Below are 16,006 nucleotides of genomic sequence, written 5' to 3'. Positions count from 1 at the left end.
AAAAAAACATCTATTCGCTACAAGATTTCTCCATTTGAGGACTTTACGATTTGATAAGCTTCTTTGCGGTTGGAAACTTCCAGCTTTTCATAAACCTTTTTGACATGGAATTTTACCGTGTTGATGGAAATGTAAAGTTCATCTGCGATTTCCTTATTGGTTTTTCCAGCGGCAATTAGATCCAGGACTTCGCTCTCTCGCGAGGTTAGGTCAAATTTTGTGAAGATGTTGTCCTGACCCAATTGATTTTTCTCAAGCTCTTCATTCAAAAAAGATATTTGTGAGAGATAAAATTTCATTTCTTCACGCATCTGGTTTTGATTGCGTTCCATCACTCTAAGTCTATAAAGAATGGCTAGCGTGATAATGACCATTTCTACTAGAGCGCCCACTTTAAGGTAGCTTTTCTTCATCTCAAAAAACTGCAGATCAAACGCTGGACCTAAATAGAATAAGATCGCAAGGATCATCATGAAAAAATAGGCCACACAAAACACGATGGCAAAACTTTGAACCCGAATAAGTAAAAGAGATGAGATCCAAGAGCTTAAAAAAATGTACAAACACACAAAATAGATCCCAACCAAAAAGAGATAGTCCTGGGTCGAGAAATACAGAGCCAACAAAATCATGCTTAAAACGGCTAGTACCCAATAACTGTAAACCAAGAATGGGAAATAATTCTTGATCTTGACACTCTCGTTTGCAAAAACAGCGCACATCAAACCACCTATAGAAATGGAAAGTGGTTCCGTTATTTCCTTCATGGAATCTGACAAACCCAAAATTTCTACCAGACCATCCCGATGCGCAATGACTGATAGAATCAAAAACAAGAAAATGGAATAAAATAGAAATGAGAAATCCTTTGAATTATAGAACAAACCCATATTCAAAAGAAAGCAAACGGTTGCAAAACCATAAAAAAGACCCATTCCTATATGGTTGATGACCGTTGCTCGCCTAAAGTCCTCTCTACTCTTAATGGTATAAGGGAAATAGGCCTCTTTATCGATAAGCATTTTAATATAGGTAGGCGCTTCCTGATTTAAATAAAAGCTTGTAAAACCAGTAAACCTATCCAGCTTTATCGGGTTTGAATTGGAAAAGCCCTCTATCTTTTTAATGTGATTGTTTTCAAGCTGGAAAATGGTTTCCCTTGAAGGTGAGATTTTCAACCAGTAGATTCCTTGTTGCAAACCATTGGAATAACCGCTAGATATTGGCTTAAAATCTTGAACCTCCATTTGAGGTAGTGTAAGATCGCCGGTCTGATCGTAATATATACCTACCTCTTGAGCCTTGACGGTCCAAGTAAAGAGTATCAAAAAACACAGATAGAAGAAACGGAACAATCTTGAAAATTTTGAACCCAACAAATTAAGGTAAAATTCCTACAATCCGTAATGCTTTTTAAGCATGCGTTCATATCGTTTTTCTGGAAGTATCTTTTTAAGCACGATAGAAAACTTTTGTAAAAAGCTACCTACTTTATAATGAATGCCTGGATTCTTCATTTCGATGATCTCCTTGATTTTTTTGGCCACCTCAATAGGATCGCTACCATCGTCTACATGATCGTCGATCAATTTTAAGGTATGGGAATAGCCAGCAGCGTAGTCACTTCCTTCCTTAAACGGTGAATGAAACCTACCGGCAGCAATATTTGTGGCAAAATCACCTGGAGCAACGTTGCTAAAGTGAATATTAAGATGCGCACATTCCATACGGTAAGCCTCTGTAGCGATTCCCAGCGCTCCTTTACTGGCACTATAAATACCGCGATATGGTAATCCCATATAACCTGCGATACTGGTAATATTAATGACACGACCACTGCGTTGCTGACGCATGATGGGCAAGACGGCCTGTAGCACTCTTAAGGGACCGTAAAAGTTGGTTTCCATGGCATTCTTGACCTCTTCTATAGGCGTCTCTTCCATAGGTCCAGTGATTCCAACGCCAGCATTGTTGATTAGAATATCAATGGTTTTTTCTTTCTCGATTATGGTAGAAACGGCTGTAGAGATAGATGCTTCATCCTGCACATCCATGGCAACTAACGGGACTGGAGAATCTGGATATCGATCGGGATTGCGACTGGTGCCGTAGACAGTGTATCCGGCTTGTTGTAAATAAATAGCGATGGCCTTTCCTATTCCAGACGAGCCGCCGGTAATCAAAACTACTTTTTTCATAAACACTTAATATTCAGATGTTTATATTTCGGTATAAAGCACAAAAAAAGGCAAGCTACCTACATCACACCGCTACGACCGCTTACCTTTGCTGCGTTCCCGCCCTGGAGGAGTTCAGCAGGAGCTGGTTGTGTAGGACTTGCCCGGTGCAAATATAAGGTCTCCTTTGAGCTGTGCAAAGGTTTTTAAGCATCATTTTTCTCACTATATTTCGGCAACATAACAAGTCCATGATGAACTGGAAATATTGCGTTTTAGTTGCCTTTGTAGCACTCTCATTATCAAGTTGTAAAACAGAGTTGGACCGATTCAAGTCCAACTATTCTCTGGAAATAACCAATGAAAAAAATAATTGGAGTGATGATGATACCGTGCAAATTTCTTTGGTGGACGACGCTTCCATGGGTGCAGACAGTATCGTATGGTATCAAAATGCCCGTAAATTAGAGGATGCTGAGGGTAATACGCTTTCGCGAAAGCTAACTAACCAACCTCTAGGTACACTTACCTACAAGGCTGTGGTCTACCGCAATAATATGGTGGCCACCGCTGCAACGAGCATAAACCGAATGAATCCTGCAGCACCAAAGATTTATAATTACAATATTGTAAACACTTACCCTCATGATGAGTCGGCTTATACGCAAGGGCTTGAGTTCCACAATGGGAAATTATACGAAAGTACTGGGCAATATGGGGAATCTGATGTACGTATCACACAAGTGGAAACTGGAGAGGTACTGGAGAAAAAAGAACTGGGCAAAGACATATTTGCAGAAGGCCTTACCATTCTAGATGACAAGGTGTATCAATTGACCTGGAGAAGTCGTTTTGGGTATGTTTATGACCTTAACCTTAATGAAACTGATACATTTAAATACAATCAAAGTAAGGAAGGTTGGGGCTTGTGCAACGACGGTGAGTTTCTGTATAAAAGCGATGGTAGCGACAAGATCTGGAAACTGGATCCTGATACCTATGAAGAGCTGGAGTATATCCAGATAGTTTCCAATAAAAAGACGTTTGAAAAAATCAATGAACTGGAATATGTTGACGGTAAAATCTATGCAAACATCTATCAGGAAAACGCTGTTTTTATTTTAGACCCCAAAACAGGTGCGCTGGAAGGTGTCCTAAACATGACTACTTTAAAAGATCAAATCCCTAACTGGGACAAAGAAGATAATGTCCTTAATGGTATTGCTTATGACAAGTCTACCAACCGTTTATTTGTGACTGGAAAACGCTGGCATAAAATGTTTGAAATAGAAATCACAGAATAGATTGGACCACAGCCTTCCCATTTTTGAAGATCAACGCACGGTTTCTCGTGATGAAATCGATGACCTAGACCATGTCAATAATGTCGTTTATGTCCAATGGGCTAATGATATTGCCATGAAACACTGGTTGACGGTGGCACCTCAAGAAATTCTTGACAAATATGATTGGGTCATGATCAAACATTGTATCGAGTATAAAAGATCTGCAGTATTAAACGATCTTATCAAGATCAAGACTCAAGTAGGACGAGCAACAAATGTTAGGTACGAGCGTTTTATAGAGATCTACCATGCAGCGACCAATAAATTACTGGCCAAAACGGTATCTGACTGGTGCGCTATAGACAAAGAAGGAAAACCGGTGCGCATCTCTCAAGAATTGCGAGACCTTTTTGAAATAAAGGAATGAAAAAACAGCTACTTACCGGATTGATCTTGATCCTCATTATAGGACTATCGTCTTGTCGTAATGATTTTGAATTTGCCCAAAGCTCTGGTAATCTAGGATTCTCCCAAGACACTATTTTTCTGGATACTATTTTTAGCAACATAGGCAGTAGCACCAGGACTTTTAAAGTGTACAATCGTAGCGATGATGATATCGTAATTCCAAGAGTAGCGTTATCAAGAGGTAATGATTCCAGATACCGACTGGCAGTAGATGGTGTCCCTGGACAGATATTTGAAAACGTAGAATTGTTAGCTAACGATTCTCTTTATGTTTTTGTAGAAACAACGGTGGACATTGATGACTTTTCTAGTGGTAATGAATTCCTATATGAGGACGTCATTGAATTTGATATTGGTGCAAATCAGCAGAATGTTCAACTCATAACACTGGTAAAGGATGCCATATTTTTATTTCCAGAACGTGATGCGACTGGGATAGAAGAAACCCTATTGTTAGGAACAGATGATGAGAACAATGAGATTAGGATTTCAGGATTTTTCCTGGATGACGATCAACTCAACTTCACCAATGAAAAACCTTATGTAATCTATGGGTTTGCCGCTGTGCCGCCAGACAAGACGATGACCGTAGAAGCTGGAGCACGTTTATTTTTTCATAATCAAAGTGGCATTATTGCCGCAAATGAATCCAGTGTAAAAATCAATGGCGCCCTTTCCACCACAGAGGCCATGGAAAATGAAGTCATTTTTGAAGGTGATCGATTGGAGCCTTCTTTTGAAAATGTCACTGGGCAGTGGTTTGGAATCTGGTTGACGGATGGTAGCAAAAATCACGAGATATCTTATACTACCATCAAAAATGCAAGCATCGGTATTATCATGGACAACCAGAACCAGGTAGCTGACGGAGCTACTTTAAAAATTGATAATTCCAAAATTTTTAACTCTTCTAATGTTGGTTTATTGGCTACTACTGCAAACATAACGGCCGAAAATCTAATCATTCACAATGCTGGGCAATCAGCTCTTGTAGCTAGATTAGGTGGTACCTATGCGTTCAATAATTGCACGATCTCAAACTACTGGAATAAAGGTTTTAGACAAGACCCAGCACTCTTTGTTTCCAACACTATCCCAAACACTGAACTCACTGAGCCTTTGACACAATTCAGTTTTACAAACGGTATCGTTTATGGCGATCGTAATATTGAATTCATCTTAGGTGCCTTTGATGGTGTGGACTTCAATTATTCCTTTGAGAACAGCCTATTGCGTTTCAATGATTTATTTGATGACTTTGCCCAAAATGCGCTATACGATTTTAATAATCCAGCCATTTTCTCTCAAGTCATTCTAAATCAAGAGCCTCTTTTTGAAGATGTTGCTCGTAATCTACTACGAATAGACGATGAGAGCGGCGCAAATGCCATCGCAAACTCCAGTACTGCTACCACGATAGACATTAGTGGTGCTTTGCGTGGCGATGAACCAGATGCCGGTGCGTTTGAAAGTGTGGATTTAGAGTTATAAGGCTCACGATAATTTTGGCTGTAGACGTAGGAAATCTACTAATAGCTCAAAATATCAAGTTAAAATCACTCTACTTTTACCCAATTGTCGATCGATTAACTGTTTATCGACTTAATTAAACGTTATTTGAAAGAATAATTCGTTGATTAAACTTTATAGTTCTTATATTGAACGCATATTTAGAATAAATAAAAAGCCAAGTAAAAGATTCCCTAAATCTTGAACTTGGCTTTCTTTTTGTACTCATATTTGTACCAGTAAAGGAATAGCAACATAAATATTGATGCGCGTAAGTATCATATTCGGTTATCTGAAATTTATTGAATCTTGCTCAGAGATTCATACTTCTTAAGAAGAGATTACGCATCTCTTCATAGATAAAAGGATGCTATTCCCAGTCTGGCATAAAGGCATTATTAAATAAGTCGTTTCTAGGATTCACAATATTTGAGTTGATATCAATTACTTGAATGGTACCACCAGAATTACTATCGTTAGACCTATTATTCACAATGATTTGAGCATCTGTTGGTGAGAATCTTGCGTCTAAGTCATTCGTCCCAGCTATCTTGTCATCTGACTCATCAGTGGCAGTCGATGTGCTAAAGGTGTGTACAAAAACCCTCGAATTAATTTGACGATAATTAGAACTTTCAAATTCAGAAACATCATAGGTATATAATAATTTGCTATTATCAATACTTAATTCTAAACCACCAGCGGCACCCTTTACACCACTTAATACAGTGTTTAAAACCTGTCCTGCTTCTGAAATCGTAAAGATCTCGACATTGTAACCACTAAAGTTATTGGTTTTAAGGGCTATTACACCATCATTATAGTCAACCTCTGTAATCAGATTTCCATTGCTTAATTGAAATACTAACGATAAACCACTACCATCTGCGTTTATCCTATACAATTTGTCTAGCGATGGATAATAGATAACTGATCCATTATTATTCCATGAAATATCTACTTCATCCATGTTAAATCCTGCTACAGGAACCGTATTAGTCACCTGGCGCTTATTTCTTCCATCTTGATCCATCACGAATACATGCGTATTAGCACCAACGCTGCGCAAAAAGGCGATCTTTGAAACCACTCTATTAGTCCGCGGGCGGTAACTGTTATTTGAAGAAGCCGTTAGTTGGATTTCGTTCCCATCAGCATCTGCACTATAAATAATATTATTCCCAGATACTTTGCGCACATAATGAAATCTATTTGCTGGAAACGGAGCCGTCGTAAAACTATTTACTGTGCTATTCACGGATTCGTTAACACCATCATTCACTGTAACCTGCCAAAAATATGAGGTCCCAAACTCTAAAGTCACTTCCTGTTCACTCGTCTCAAGATCAGTAAATCGTTGGACAGCATCAGTCGTCGCATTACGAATTTCAAGAGTATAAGTCAAAGCATCCTCATCTGGATCTGTTGCATCCCAATTAAAAGTGACTTCAGAATTGATGTTAGTTGCATTGTCTTCAGGAAAAATGAGGTCTGGAGCCACTGGCGGCCTATTATTAGCAGTTGATAATTGAAGCTCAAAAACAACTTGTGTATCCTCATCAGTCGCCACTTCGGCAGACTCAAACTCAACTAAAAAGCCCTCTTTCTCTGCCTTCACTGCATAAGTTCCCTGTTCAGCCTCGATAGAAAATTTCCCTGAAGCATCTGTAAAGACCGTATTGGAATTAGGATTAGTTGAAATTTTCACATTGACTAGCGGTTCGAATGTGATGTCTTGGACAACCGTTCCAGTTATAGTCCCTCTACCACCATCTATAGAAAGTGTTTCTTCCGTACATCCTGCTACTAAAATCGCCAGGACAGCGATGATCAAATATTGTAACTTTCTCATTGTCCTTGATTTGAATTTTGATTAGTTCGCTTTCGCGAAAGCGAATCCACAATAATGCCTGTGCTATCATTTTCATTTTGCCGTTTGCTTAATCTTTTAAGCTCTCTGGCTTCACGACGTTGTATGTAATTAGGTGAGTTTTCTTTTGCCTGATTATTACCCAAATAAATATTGATTCCTGCGCCAAACTTATAGTACTGGTCATCACGTACTCCAGCAACCTCGTAATCCATTTGATCGCTAAACACAACGTTGTAATCACCATAAACCTTTATTCCAATGCTAGGAGAAATCAAGTACTCAAACCCTAAGCCTGCTTGCGCCTTAAAGTCGCTAATTTTAAAACTATTAGCAAAATTAATTCCTGGACCTGCATATATAAAAGGGGAGAATTTCTCATAAGGTAAAACGGTGAATTCTAAATTCAGGTCTGTACTTACAAATTGCCTATTAAGCAATCCCGTATTTTTAATACGGTAGCCGTTACCCTGGGCATTGATGCCTAAGAATGGTGAGAGGTTGTACTTTAGACCTGCAGTCAGAGAGTATTCATAGTAGGGATTTCCTAAATCGTTATTTGCGTAAGTACCACCCGCACCTGCTTCAAAGCGCCATTTACTGCGACGGTCTAGAAGCTCGCGTTGATATACGTCTGTACGTTCTGCAACTTCTTTTTCGCTTCTATAATCGGTTATCAACTTTTGCGCTACTGTATCACCTCCTTCAGGGTACCACAAGCCCACTTCGATTCCTTCTATTATCAATGCTTCAACAGCCTTTTCGATAGCTTCCTTAACAGCTAATTGGCCCGGTTCATTTCTTGTGAATCCAGTTTCGGCTTCTAGTAAGCGCCTAAAGTTTACATATCTAAACAGACTTGCGTCGACAGCCTGTGAGTAAATTGATTTAGAAACATAAACCGTTTTTGCAATTTTACCAGTTTGTGTATTCACGGCTCTCAAATAAATGGTGACACGATCTTGACGGTATTTACTGGATCCTCCCGCGCCAAAATATCGTGCGCCCACTCCACCAGTTAATACGTTAGTGTCATATGAAACAATACCACCTTCTATTAATACACCTGCATATAATAATGCTGGTAAAGGTTGTTGTTGAGTACCTGTTTGAAGAGCATAATCTTTACGTGTCGTATTAATAATCTGACGTTCATTAAGCAAATTGTCTAGATTTTCTCTTTCTATAGGTGTAAACCATCGAGAATCTTCAAGTGCCTTAATTAGAATTGTTGTTCCACCTTGAGTAACCGCATTACTAAAGGTAGAACCATTTTCGGTTTGCTTAAATTGACCTGTTTGATCTTCAAATCGATAAACTCCAACTACAGCGGGTGCTGTTGGTGGTGGCAGGTTCCTTAAGGTGTAGGTCGCATCTGTAGTTTCACCTATTCTCGCGTTCTGTATGTCTAATGGCTGGCTAAAGTAAGAACCACAGCTGGTGACTATCAACAAAAGCAATATAAGCCCAAGCGGCCTTTTGAAGTAATTCATGGACGCTCTTTTAGTTATTTGGTATAACTACCTGGGTGGTATCTCCAGTACTCGTGTCCAATATATTGACCACTAAACCGTCTAGGGATTGTAGAACCTCTACCTCTAGATTACCAAAAGAAAAAGTACCTGGCTGCAAACCCTCGTTAAAATCAAATTGAGACTGTAAAAGGGATCTCGACAACTGACTTAGAAGCTGCCTGTTGAGCCCGTCAGCGAAAGAGTCAAGATCTGATTGATCTTCTCGACCGCGACTCGCATTGGGATCAGTAAATTTATTTTGAGCCTCTGCACTTTGAAGCATCCACTGGTAGTTGAAGGTATCACCTCCAAAAGCAGGATTAATAGGTTTATAGGTGAATTGCTGTGCGCTGAGATCTGTACAAAAGCAAAACGCAAATAACAACGGGAGCAGTGTTGTAATTTTCTTGAGCATATTTAGTTATTTAATTGAGCTTGAATTAATTTATCTTTTTGAAATTTTTGATAGACCAAACGAATACAGTAATCGCCCATTTGTTCAATGAAATCCAGGTTAGGGTTTAGAAAAAATTGGTAGATTACCTCAGTTCCTACAAGCACCTCGATCCTTGTAAAGCGACCTTGACCAAACTGTTCATTTATAGTGACTACTTTACTACCATTTAAACGGTACTTCTTGTATTCCTTATAAAAGTAATCGTAAAATCTACGAGCTGGTGCCGTCCTTATATCTCTAGTGACTAAACCCGTGATTTCAATACCGTCATAAGTAGTGACTGGTTTCTTTTCCAGTTGTATGGTGTTAGGTTCTATCCTTTTTAGATCTTTGCCTATTAACTTATCATCTTCATCATAGATTAATAACATGATTGTCAATAAGTCTGGAATATTCAGGTTTACTTTAGTTGTAGATAATACACCTTGAGTTTTTGATTTTAAGACTCCTCTACCCGTTTGATTGTTTTTAGTGTTGTTATTTGTGGCGGTATCTTTTTTAATTACAGCTAATTCATAATGTATACTTTGGTCCGCATCTGTCAGGTTGGAGGCCATACCCGTAATATTTAAAAAACCTCCTTGATCCTCCATCAAAATTTCGGCTTTGACAGTTTTGTTATAAAGAGATTCTTGGGCTTCTGAAAAGCCGGTAATTAATAAAAGAAGAAATAATGCATATTTCATTTAGTTGTGTATGATGAATGCTGCTTTACCAATTCCTGTTTGTTGTAATTGTAAACGTTCAGAAATACTATTTTTCCCTACACTTATTATGGAGTTATAACTACCATTTTGCTGTACATCAACATTGTGAGTTTCTGCGCCGTGTAGGCTATAATCTAAGAATAAGTTTCTATTCCCTATTTGCTGTATGTTTTCTTGAATGTTGTCAGCCCTCAGCAAAACAAGCGCTTTGTTTTTATAACCTGATTGCAACAGTGTAACCTCGCTATTATTAGAGGTAACATCTATTAATCCAACATTACCAAAACCTACTTGTTGAATAAATACAGTGTTCCCGGTTGGAGCTGTAGTCGAAGGTTGTTGGTTAGAAAAAGATTGTTTTTGAGCAACGTTTAGTTGTTCATTTTGATTGCTTAAAGAGTTGGCGTTAATAATAGGAGCATCATTAACGTATGTCTGTGCCGACGAAACCGTTGCAATCAATAGAAATGCGAATATATTTATAACGTGTTTCATGGTCTTGTATTTTATTATTTCTAAGCGTTATCTATTATGATTTTATTGATAAACTTACTCCTTTACTTTAAGTATAATAAGTAGGATCAAGAAACAATCTTGACCCTACTGTATTAATTAATGGTCCCTAAAACCATTGTATAGGCTTAACCTTAGTTAGATTGTGTAACCGTTGCAGCGTTACCATTTCCTGTTTGAGTTACGGTACTAATCTGACCATTTCCGAACTGGTTGATAGTTCCTCTATTCATGTTACCTAATTGAATAATTGAACTATCTGAATCAAAACTTCTTGCCTGATTACCGATGCTCTGATTACCTTGATTTACAACGTTAATGTTACCATCTCCAGTACTCGTAATCGTAGACTCATTATTTCCACCAAATTGTTCTACATCTGATCTATTACCAATACCATCTTGGGTTAGATTTGATAGGTTATCATCATTTCCGAATTGTCTTACGTCTGCATTATTACCATCACCAGTTTGTGTAATGTAACCTTTATTAAATCTAGATAGTTGTCTAATTCTAGCGCCATTATCATTACCTGATTGAGAAGTCACAGCAATATCAGATTCATTTTGTATAACTGTTGATCTATTATCATTACCATTTTGATCTACGTCTGCATCATTAAAACTACTTCTTTGATCTATACTAGAAGTATTACCATCGCCTACTTGGTCAACATTAGACAAGTTAAGGTCACGATTTTGTTTAATAGTAGATGTATTCAAGCCTCCTGCTTGATTAGTAAAGGCATCGTTATCATCACCAGTCACAGTTACTGTGGAAGTATTACCACCTCCATCACCTCTTGCTGGACCGAATGTTTGAGCAGTTCTAGAAACATTTCCATTTCCATCTTGTGAAATAGTTGAAGTGTTACCGTCGCTAAACGTTACTGTTGATCTAGCCTCATTATCGTCACCTTGTTGATCAATAGTACTTGCATTACGAGATCCAATTTGCTTTACATAAGCATCATTTACAAATCCGACCTGTGTCGTTGTATTGTCATTTTCTTCTCCGTCTTGAGATCGTACAAATGAAACATTGTCATTACCAGTTTGCACAATTGTCGCCAGATTTCGTTGCACTCTATTAGGTTGGGAACCAGCTTGCTCAACCTTTGAATTATTGTTCACACCTGTTTGTGTTACAGTAGCTTCATTTTCTGAACCTCCTTGTTGAAGGACTTTAGAAACATTTATGTTACCTGCTTGAACCACTGTAGCTTCATTTGCTGTTCCAGATTGAACAACATCACTATCATTTGTTTGAGCGAAAGCTATTGTTCCGATCATTAGTGCTGCTGCACTTAAAATTACTCTTTTCATAATTATATATATTTAGAATTAATAAATACGCAACTATGAGCAATTAAATTGAAGACCTTACGCGTCTTTTATTTAATAAGGGGTTTTAAAATTTTTGTTTAGGGGAAACTATTATGGTAAAAAGGGATTTTACCTGTCTCTGAAGCTGAAGGGGAATTGCTTCTTTAAGACATTCAAATATATGTAGGAATATATGTTTTCAGAAACAAATCGATTAAAGTCAGTGTAAGAAACTATCCACATTCTTGCTCGAATACCTTGTCATTATTGACAGTCGGGTATTAGTTAATATATTGTTAATACATAATTACCAGTTGTTTTACATTACTATTGTAGGAATACTTAAACAATTGTGAATTCTATAAATGACTTTGACTACTTTACTATTTGCGATTTGGCTAACCTAATCTAATCTCTTTGTAAAATAGAGATGATTTTATGAATAGATTAGTTGTTAGAGTTTCTATTTTTAATCTCGCTTTCGCGAAAGCGATGATATTTGCATTCTTTTTCCACGATTAACGCTCTGCACTGTTTTAACTAAAATACCTATTTAGGAAGAAATCAGTAGACTGATACCAAACACGGTCTCGTCTAGATAAGGAATGGAGTACTTATTTTACAGTTACAATAACCCAATACTAAAAAATTTTTCAAAAAAAATTGCCGCTCTTTAGTAGCGGCAATTTCCAATCACACCTATTATAGGTAAAATATTAATGATTGCTTAGTTTGACTGACTTACGTTAGCCATATTACCATTACCTGTTTGAGTTATAGCACTGATTTGTGTAGTTCCCGTTTGAAGTACAGTAGCTCTATTCATGTTACCTAACTGTAATAGGTTAGATAATGAATCTAAACTTGTAGTTCCCATTACTCCTTGATCGATATTTGCTGTGTTACTATCTCCAGTTTGAGTTACTGTAGATTCATTCAAATCACCAACTTGGTCAGAAAATGATGTGTTTCCATTACCTGTTTGATAAGTATAAGTTTCGTTATCATCACCAGTAATTCTTGCAAAACCATCATTGTCATCTCCAATTTGCTCTATCATTATAATGTTGTCGCTTCCAATAATATTAGCTCCATCACCAGGTAAAAAATCATCACCAGCGTTGTTACCATTCCCTAATTGAATGACATCTACATCATTGCTTCCACCCTTTACGTCAACAAGCGCACTGTTGTCATCTCCATCTTGATCAACTAAAATATTGTTTAGATCACCGCCAGTAGATTCAATAACACTATTGTTACGATCACCTAATTGGTCAATTTTAGTAGTGTTTTCAGATCCAAAAATTCTAACAACACCTCGGTTATCACTACCTGTTTGATCTAAATCACTGTTATTATCATCTCCATTTTGACCCAATCTACTAAAGTTACGATCTCCTTGTTGTGAAACGTCACTTACATTGCGCACACCGTCCTGACTAACGCCGGAATCATTAAACTCACCGATCAAGACATTAGAATCGCGCTGGAAAACAACTGAAGTGTTACGCTCACCTACTTGGGAAACTGTACTTGTATTATCTCTACCAAGACGCGAAATATTACCGTTACTACTAATTTGACCTTGATTAACGCGTGAAGTTTGATTACTTCCAACCTGGTTTACAGTACTGGTGTTACGTTGATCAACCTGCCCTGTGGTAGAATTGTTATTTCTCCCTACAGAAGTAACATTACTTACGTTAAAATCACCTACCTGTCTTATGGTAGAATTATTTATGGAACCAGTTTGAGACACTGTCGCGCCATTATTGTTTCCTGTTGAACTTACCGAACTGTCGTTCGTTTGAGCAAACCCAATTGCTCCAATTAGTAGCGCTGCTGCGCTTAAAAGTACTCTTTTCATAATTTAAATATTTAGAATTAATAAATACACAACTATGAGCCACTAAATACAGACCTTACGCATCTGATTTAATAAATAGGGAATTTTAAAGAATTACTTAGGGGAAATATAAAAGGTAAAAAGGGACTCTACCTATCTCTGAAACTGAAGGGGAGCTTGTTTTTTGAGATATTCAAATATAAGTAGGAATGAATGTTTTAAACAAGCGATCGATAAATGGTACATAGAAAAAATTGTTTTAAAACCTAACGGATATTAGAGATAAACATAGTTGTTAATTAAAAGTTAATTATAAAATGTCGATGTATGACACTAATGTGATAATAAAAAATAAATAATTGTGAAAGAATAAGATGCTATATATGAGGTAAAAAGTTGTGATTAATCATAGTTCAGGCCAATTGCCTACGGCCGTAGCTCTCCGCTATGAAATTTTAATTTTAAGGCTTGAGCACCGATCAATTCGAATGTAAATATGGCTAAAACCACTAATCAGCCTGAAGCGCTTCAAAATTTCAAGACCTGCCTGCCGGCAGGCAGGCTCCCGATCTACTCAATTGGCCTGAACGGCAAAGGTGTGAAACGCCTTGATCAATAGAGAAGTGTATACTTGGCAAGGCTACGCTTCCTCCACCAATTAGCACGAACATAGCATAAAACGCATAAGGCATTCCAAATGCTCCAAGCGAGGCTACTATTCATCAACAATAACTATCATCCTCCATCAAAACCAATCAATGGCAAGGTAACAGCCAAACGCGAGGGAACGCCTCACACGCATTATACCTTTGCCGTTATACTATGTTCTGAATAAATTTAAGAACAATAGTATTCGTAGAATTGAGGTGCACTCATGCATAATATGCCTCCTACCCATTATATTTAAATCGAACAAAGCCTTGAACTGAGAAAAACGAGTTTTTCATCCTTTACAGTTCTATAATAATAGGCGATGGTTTGAAACGATCAGTTTTGTTTGACAACAGATGGTTAACGTGTTTTTAGAAATAAAGGTTTCTCTTTCGCGAAAGCAAAAGAATTTAAATACACTCGCAGTTGGGACATTACTACGTAGCCTCACTTCACAATGAGAAGTACATAATTCGCCACTAAAATATATCTCCCTATCACACATTCACAGGCTGTCTATATAAACGAAAAAAGCTGCTTTATAAAAAAGCAGCTTTTCGAAATATTGAATAACTTAAAATATTATGATAGCGCTAATTGGATTGTGTTACAGTTGCTATGTTGCTCACACCAGATTGAATGATGTTGCTGAGATGGCCTAAACCACTTTGGGTTGTGTAGCTTTGATTCAAATCGCCTGTTTGGGATGAAAAAGCTTGATTCATATCTCCATCCTGCAAAATATTTGCAATATTATCATTACCAACTATTACAACACCATCTTTAGTAAACCAAGAGGTACCTACTCTGTTGTTTGAACCCATTTGATTGACAATCACTCCATTATTATCTCCAGCAATACTACCAGTAGCATAATTTCTAAATCCATTTTGTGTCAGGTTCACCGTGTTATTATCCGCACTTGGAGGATAACCATCACTTACCACCCAATCAGCTCTATTATTATCTCCATCTTGGTCTGCTGTGATTGTATTTTCATCACCTCTCACGCTAAGTCTAAAGTAATTAGATTCACCATCCTGGGTAGAGGTAATATTATTGTCGTTACCTCCAGAAACTCTTGACTCTAATGTATTCCCATCTCCTGTTTGAAAGGAACTCATGACATTACGGCTAGAGAAAAAGAAAGGATTGCTTAAAGTAGCGTCTATAAGCGCACTGTTTCCGTCACCATTTTGATCGATATCCACATCGTTATCATCTCCTTGCACAAAAGATGTTGCTCCATTGTCATTACCTGATTGTATCACATCACTCATATTTCGAACTCCTAATTGAGAGATGCTTACTATGTTACGATCCCCAACAGAAGATATGTTGGCATTATTGACTTCTCCTCTTTGAAATACACTTCCAGTATTACCGTCACCTATTTGACTAATAACGGCGCCTTGAAAGGCTCCTTGTTGATCCACTGAGGTCCCATTACCGTTCCCTGTTTGAGTGATTGCTGAAGTGTTTTCCAAACCTAATTGTATGACGTTGGCACGATTCCCATCACCCATTTGATCTATATCAGAATCATTTCTGTTTTCCGTTTGTGAAACGGTAGCCGTGTTATTATTTCCTGTAGAAACGACATCACTGTTGTTCGACTGTGCGAAACCAACAGCTCCAATCATTAGTGCTGCTGCACCTACTATTATTTTTTTCATGAGA

General features: G+C 37.7%; 13 protein-coding genes and 1 other RNA gene. 3 read left to right on the top strand and 11 right to left on the bottom strand.

Annotation, left to right across the window (positions count from 1 at the left end; genetic code table 11):
* Nucleotides 1-17: 17 nt before the first annotated feature.
* The 3 genes from BST86_RS03360 to ffs form a co-directional block, all read right to left on the bottom strand.
* The gene (locus BST86_RS03360; protein ID WP_105982023.1) at nt 18-1,328 is read right to left on the bottom strand and encodes a LuxR C-terminal-related transcriptional regulator; all 1,311 of its coding nucleotides are present in this window, start codon (nt 1,326-1,328) and stop codon (nt 18-20) included.
* Nucleotides 1,329-1,394: 66 nt separating this feature from the next.
* Nucleotides 1,395-2,198, bottom strand: coding sequence for an SDR family oxidoreductase (locus BST86_RS03355; protein WP_105982022.1), 804 nt, complete (start codon nt 2,196-2,198; stop codon nt 1,395-1,397).
* A 45-nt stretch (nt 2,199-2,243) separates the two neighbouring features.
* An RNA gene (ffs, locus tag BST86_RS03350) (signal recognition particle sRNA small type) lies at nt 2,244-2,343 on the bottom strand.
* Nucleotides 2,344-2,428: 85 nt separating this feature from the next.
* Here ffs and BST86_RS03345 point away from each other — a divergent pair.
* The 3 genes from BST86_RS03345 to BST86_RS03335 are packed head-to-tail and all read left to right on the top strand — an operon-like array spanning nt 2,429 to nt 5,422.
* On the top strand, nt 2,429-3,481 hold the full coding sequence (locus BST86_RS03345; RefSeq protein ID WP_242446448.1) for a glutaminyl-peptide cyclotransferase: 1,053 nt from the start codon (nt 2,429-2,431) through the stop codon (nt 3,479-3,481).
* A gap of 1 nt (nt 3,482) precedes the next feature.
* Nucleotides 3,483-3,890: an acyl-CoA thioesterase gene (locus tag BST86_RS03340; RefSeq protein WP_105982021.1), complete on the top strand. Its 408-nt coding sequence runs from the start codon at nt 3,483-3,485 to the stop codon at nt 3,888-3,890.
* Nucleotides 3,887-5,422: a right-handed parallel beta-helix repeat-containing protein gene (locus tag BST86_RS03335; RefSeq protein ID WP_105982020.1), complete on the top strand. Its 1,536-nt coding sequence runs from the start codon at nt 3,887-3,889 to the stop codon at nt 5,420-5,422. The genes BST86_RS03340 and BST86_RS03335 overlap by 4 nt, the downstream gene beginning before the upstream one ends.
* A 388-nt stretch (nt 5,423-5,810) precedes the next feature.
* Here BST86_RS03335 and BST86_RS03330 read toward each other — a convergent pair whose 3' ends face one another.
* The 8 genes from BST86_RS03330 to BST86_RS03295 all read right to left on the bottom strand — a co-directional run bounded on the left by BST86_RS03330 (nt 5,811) and on the right by BST86_RS03295 (nt 16,002).
* The gene (locus tag BST86_RS03330) at nt 5,811-7,292 is read right to left on the bottom strand and encodes a carboxypeptidase-like regulatory domain-containing protein (protein ID WP_105982019.1); all 1,482 of its coding nucleotides are present in this window, start codon (nt 7,290-7,292) and stop codon (nt 5,811-5,813) included.
* Nucleotides 7,289-8,803 (bottom strand): CsgG/HfaB family protein, encoded by a 1,515-nt coding sequence (locus tag BST86_RS03325; RefSeq protein ID WP_105982018.1) that lies wholly within the window; start codon nt 8,801-8,803, stop codon nt 7,289-7,291. The genes BST86_RS03330 and BST86_RS03325 overlap by 4 nt, the downstream gene beginning before the upstream one ends.
* A 10-nt stretch (nt 8,804-8,813) precedes the next feature.
* Nucleotides 8,814-9,239, bottom strand: coding sequence for a curli assembly protein CsgF (locus BST86_RS03320; RefSeq protein ID WP_105982017.1), 426 nt, complete (start codon nt 9,237-9,239; stop codon nt 8,814-8,816).
* Nucleotides 9,240-9,241: 2 nt separating this feature from the next.
* A complete protein-coding gene (locus tag BST86_RS03315; RefSeq protein WP_105982016.1) occupies nt 9,242-9,967 on the bottom strand; it encodes a CsgE family curli-type amyloid fiber assembly protein in 726 nt (241 codons plus the stop codon).
* The gene (locus BST86_RS03310) at nt 9,968-10,483 is read right to left on the bottom strand and encodes a hypothetical protein (RefSeq protein WP_105982015.1); all 516 of its coding nucleotides are present in this window, start codon (nt 10,481-10,483) and stop codon (nt 9,968-9,970) included.
* A 152-nt stretch (nt 10,484-10,635) separates the two neighbouring features.
* Nucleotides 10,636-11,826: a hypothetical protein gene (locus tag BST86_RS03305; RefSeq protein ID WP_105982014.1), complete on the bottom strand. Its 1,191-nt coding sequence runs from the start codon at nt 11,824-11,826 to the stop codon at nt 10,636-10,638.
* A 727-nt stretch (nt 11,827-12,553) separates the two neighbouring features.
* Nucleotides 12,554-13,696 carry a hypothetical protein gene (locus tag BST86_RS03300; RefSeq protein ID WP_105982013.1) on the bottom strand — a complete coding sequence of 381 codons (1,143 nt, stop codon included), beginning with the start codon at nt 13,694-13,696 and terminating at the stop codon, nt 12,554-12,556.
* Nucleotides 13,697-14,919: 1,223 nt separating this feature from the next.
* Entirely contained in the window at nt 14,920-16,002 is a 1,083-nt protein-coding gene (locus tag BST86_RS03295) for a hypothetical protein (protein ID WP_105982012.1), read from the bottom strand.
* Nucleotides 16,003-16,006: the final 4 nt, after the last annotated feature.

This window comes from Nonlabens agnitus (assembly GCF_002994045.1).
GTDB classification, from domain to species: Bacteria; Bacteroidota; Bacteroidia; order Flavobacteriales; family Flavobacteriaceae; genus Nonlabens; species Nonlabens agnitus.
Note: the sequence above shows the minus strand (reverse complement) of the source record. Positions and strands in the feature narration are given on the sequence as shown.

What these genes read in the sequence shown, in the direction of transcription:
- BST86_RS03335 (WP_105982020.1), top strand. Translation starts at nt 3,887, where the DNA reads ATGAAAAAACAGCTACTTACCGGATTGATCTTGATCCTCATTATAGGA.
- BST86_RS03305 (WP_105982014.1), bottom strand. Translation starts at nt 11,826, where the DNA reads ATGAAAAGAGTAATTTTAAGTGCAGCAGCACTAATGATCGGAACAATA.
- BST86_RS03325 (WP_105982018.1), bottom strand. Translation starts at nt 8,803, where the DNA reads ATGAATTACTTCAAAAGGCCGCTTGGGCTTATATTGCTTTTGTTGATA.
- BST86_RS03310 (WP_105982015.1), bottom strand. Translation starts at nt 10,483, where the DNA reads ATGAAACACGTTATAAATATATTCGCATTTCTATTGATTGCAACGGTT.
- BST86_RS03355 (WP_105982022.1), bottom strand. Translation starts at nt 2,198, where the DNA reads ATGAAAAAAGTAGTTTTGATTACCGGCGGCTCGTCTGGAATAGGAAAG.
- BST86_RS03320 (WP_105982017.1), bottom strand. Translation starts at nt 9,239, where the DNA reads ATGCTCAAGAAAATTACAACACTGCTCCCGTTGTTATTTGCGTTTTGC.
- BST86_RS03295 (WP_105982012.1), bottom strand. Translation starts at nt 16,002, where the DNA reads ATGAAAAAAATAATAGTAGGTGCAGCAGCACTAATGATTGGAGCTGTT.
- BST86_RS03330 (WP_105982019.1), bottom strand. Translation starts at nt 7,292, where the DNA reads ATGAGAAAGTTACAATATTTGATCATCGCTGTCCTGGCGATTTTAGTA.
- BST86_RS03300 (WP_105982013.1), bottom strand. Translation starts at nt 13,696, where the DNA reads ATGAAAAGAGTACTTTTAAGCGCAGCAGCGCTACTAATTGGAGCAATT.
- BST86_RS03345 (WP_242446448.1), top strand. Translation starts at nt 2,429, where the DNA reads ATGATGAACTGGAAATATTGCGTTTTAGTTGCCTTTGTAGCACTCTCA.
- BST86_RS03315 (WP_105982016.1), bottom strand. Translation starts at nt 9,967, where the DNA reads ATGAAATATGCATTATTTCTTCTTTTATTAATTACCGGCTTTTCAGAA.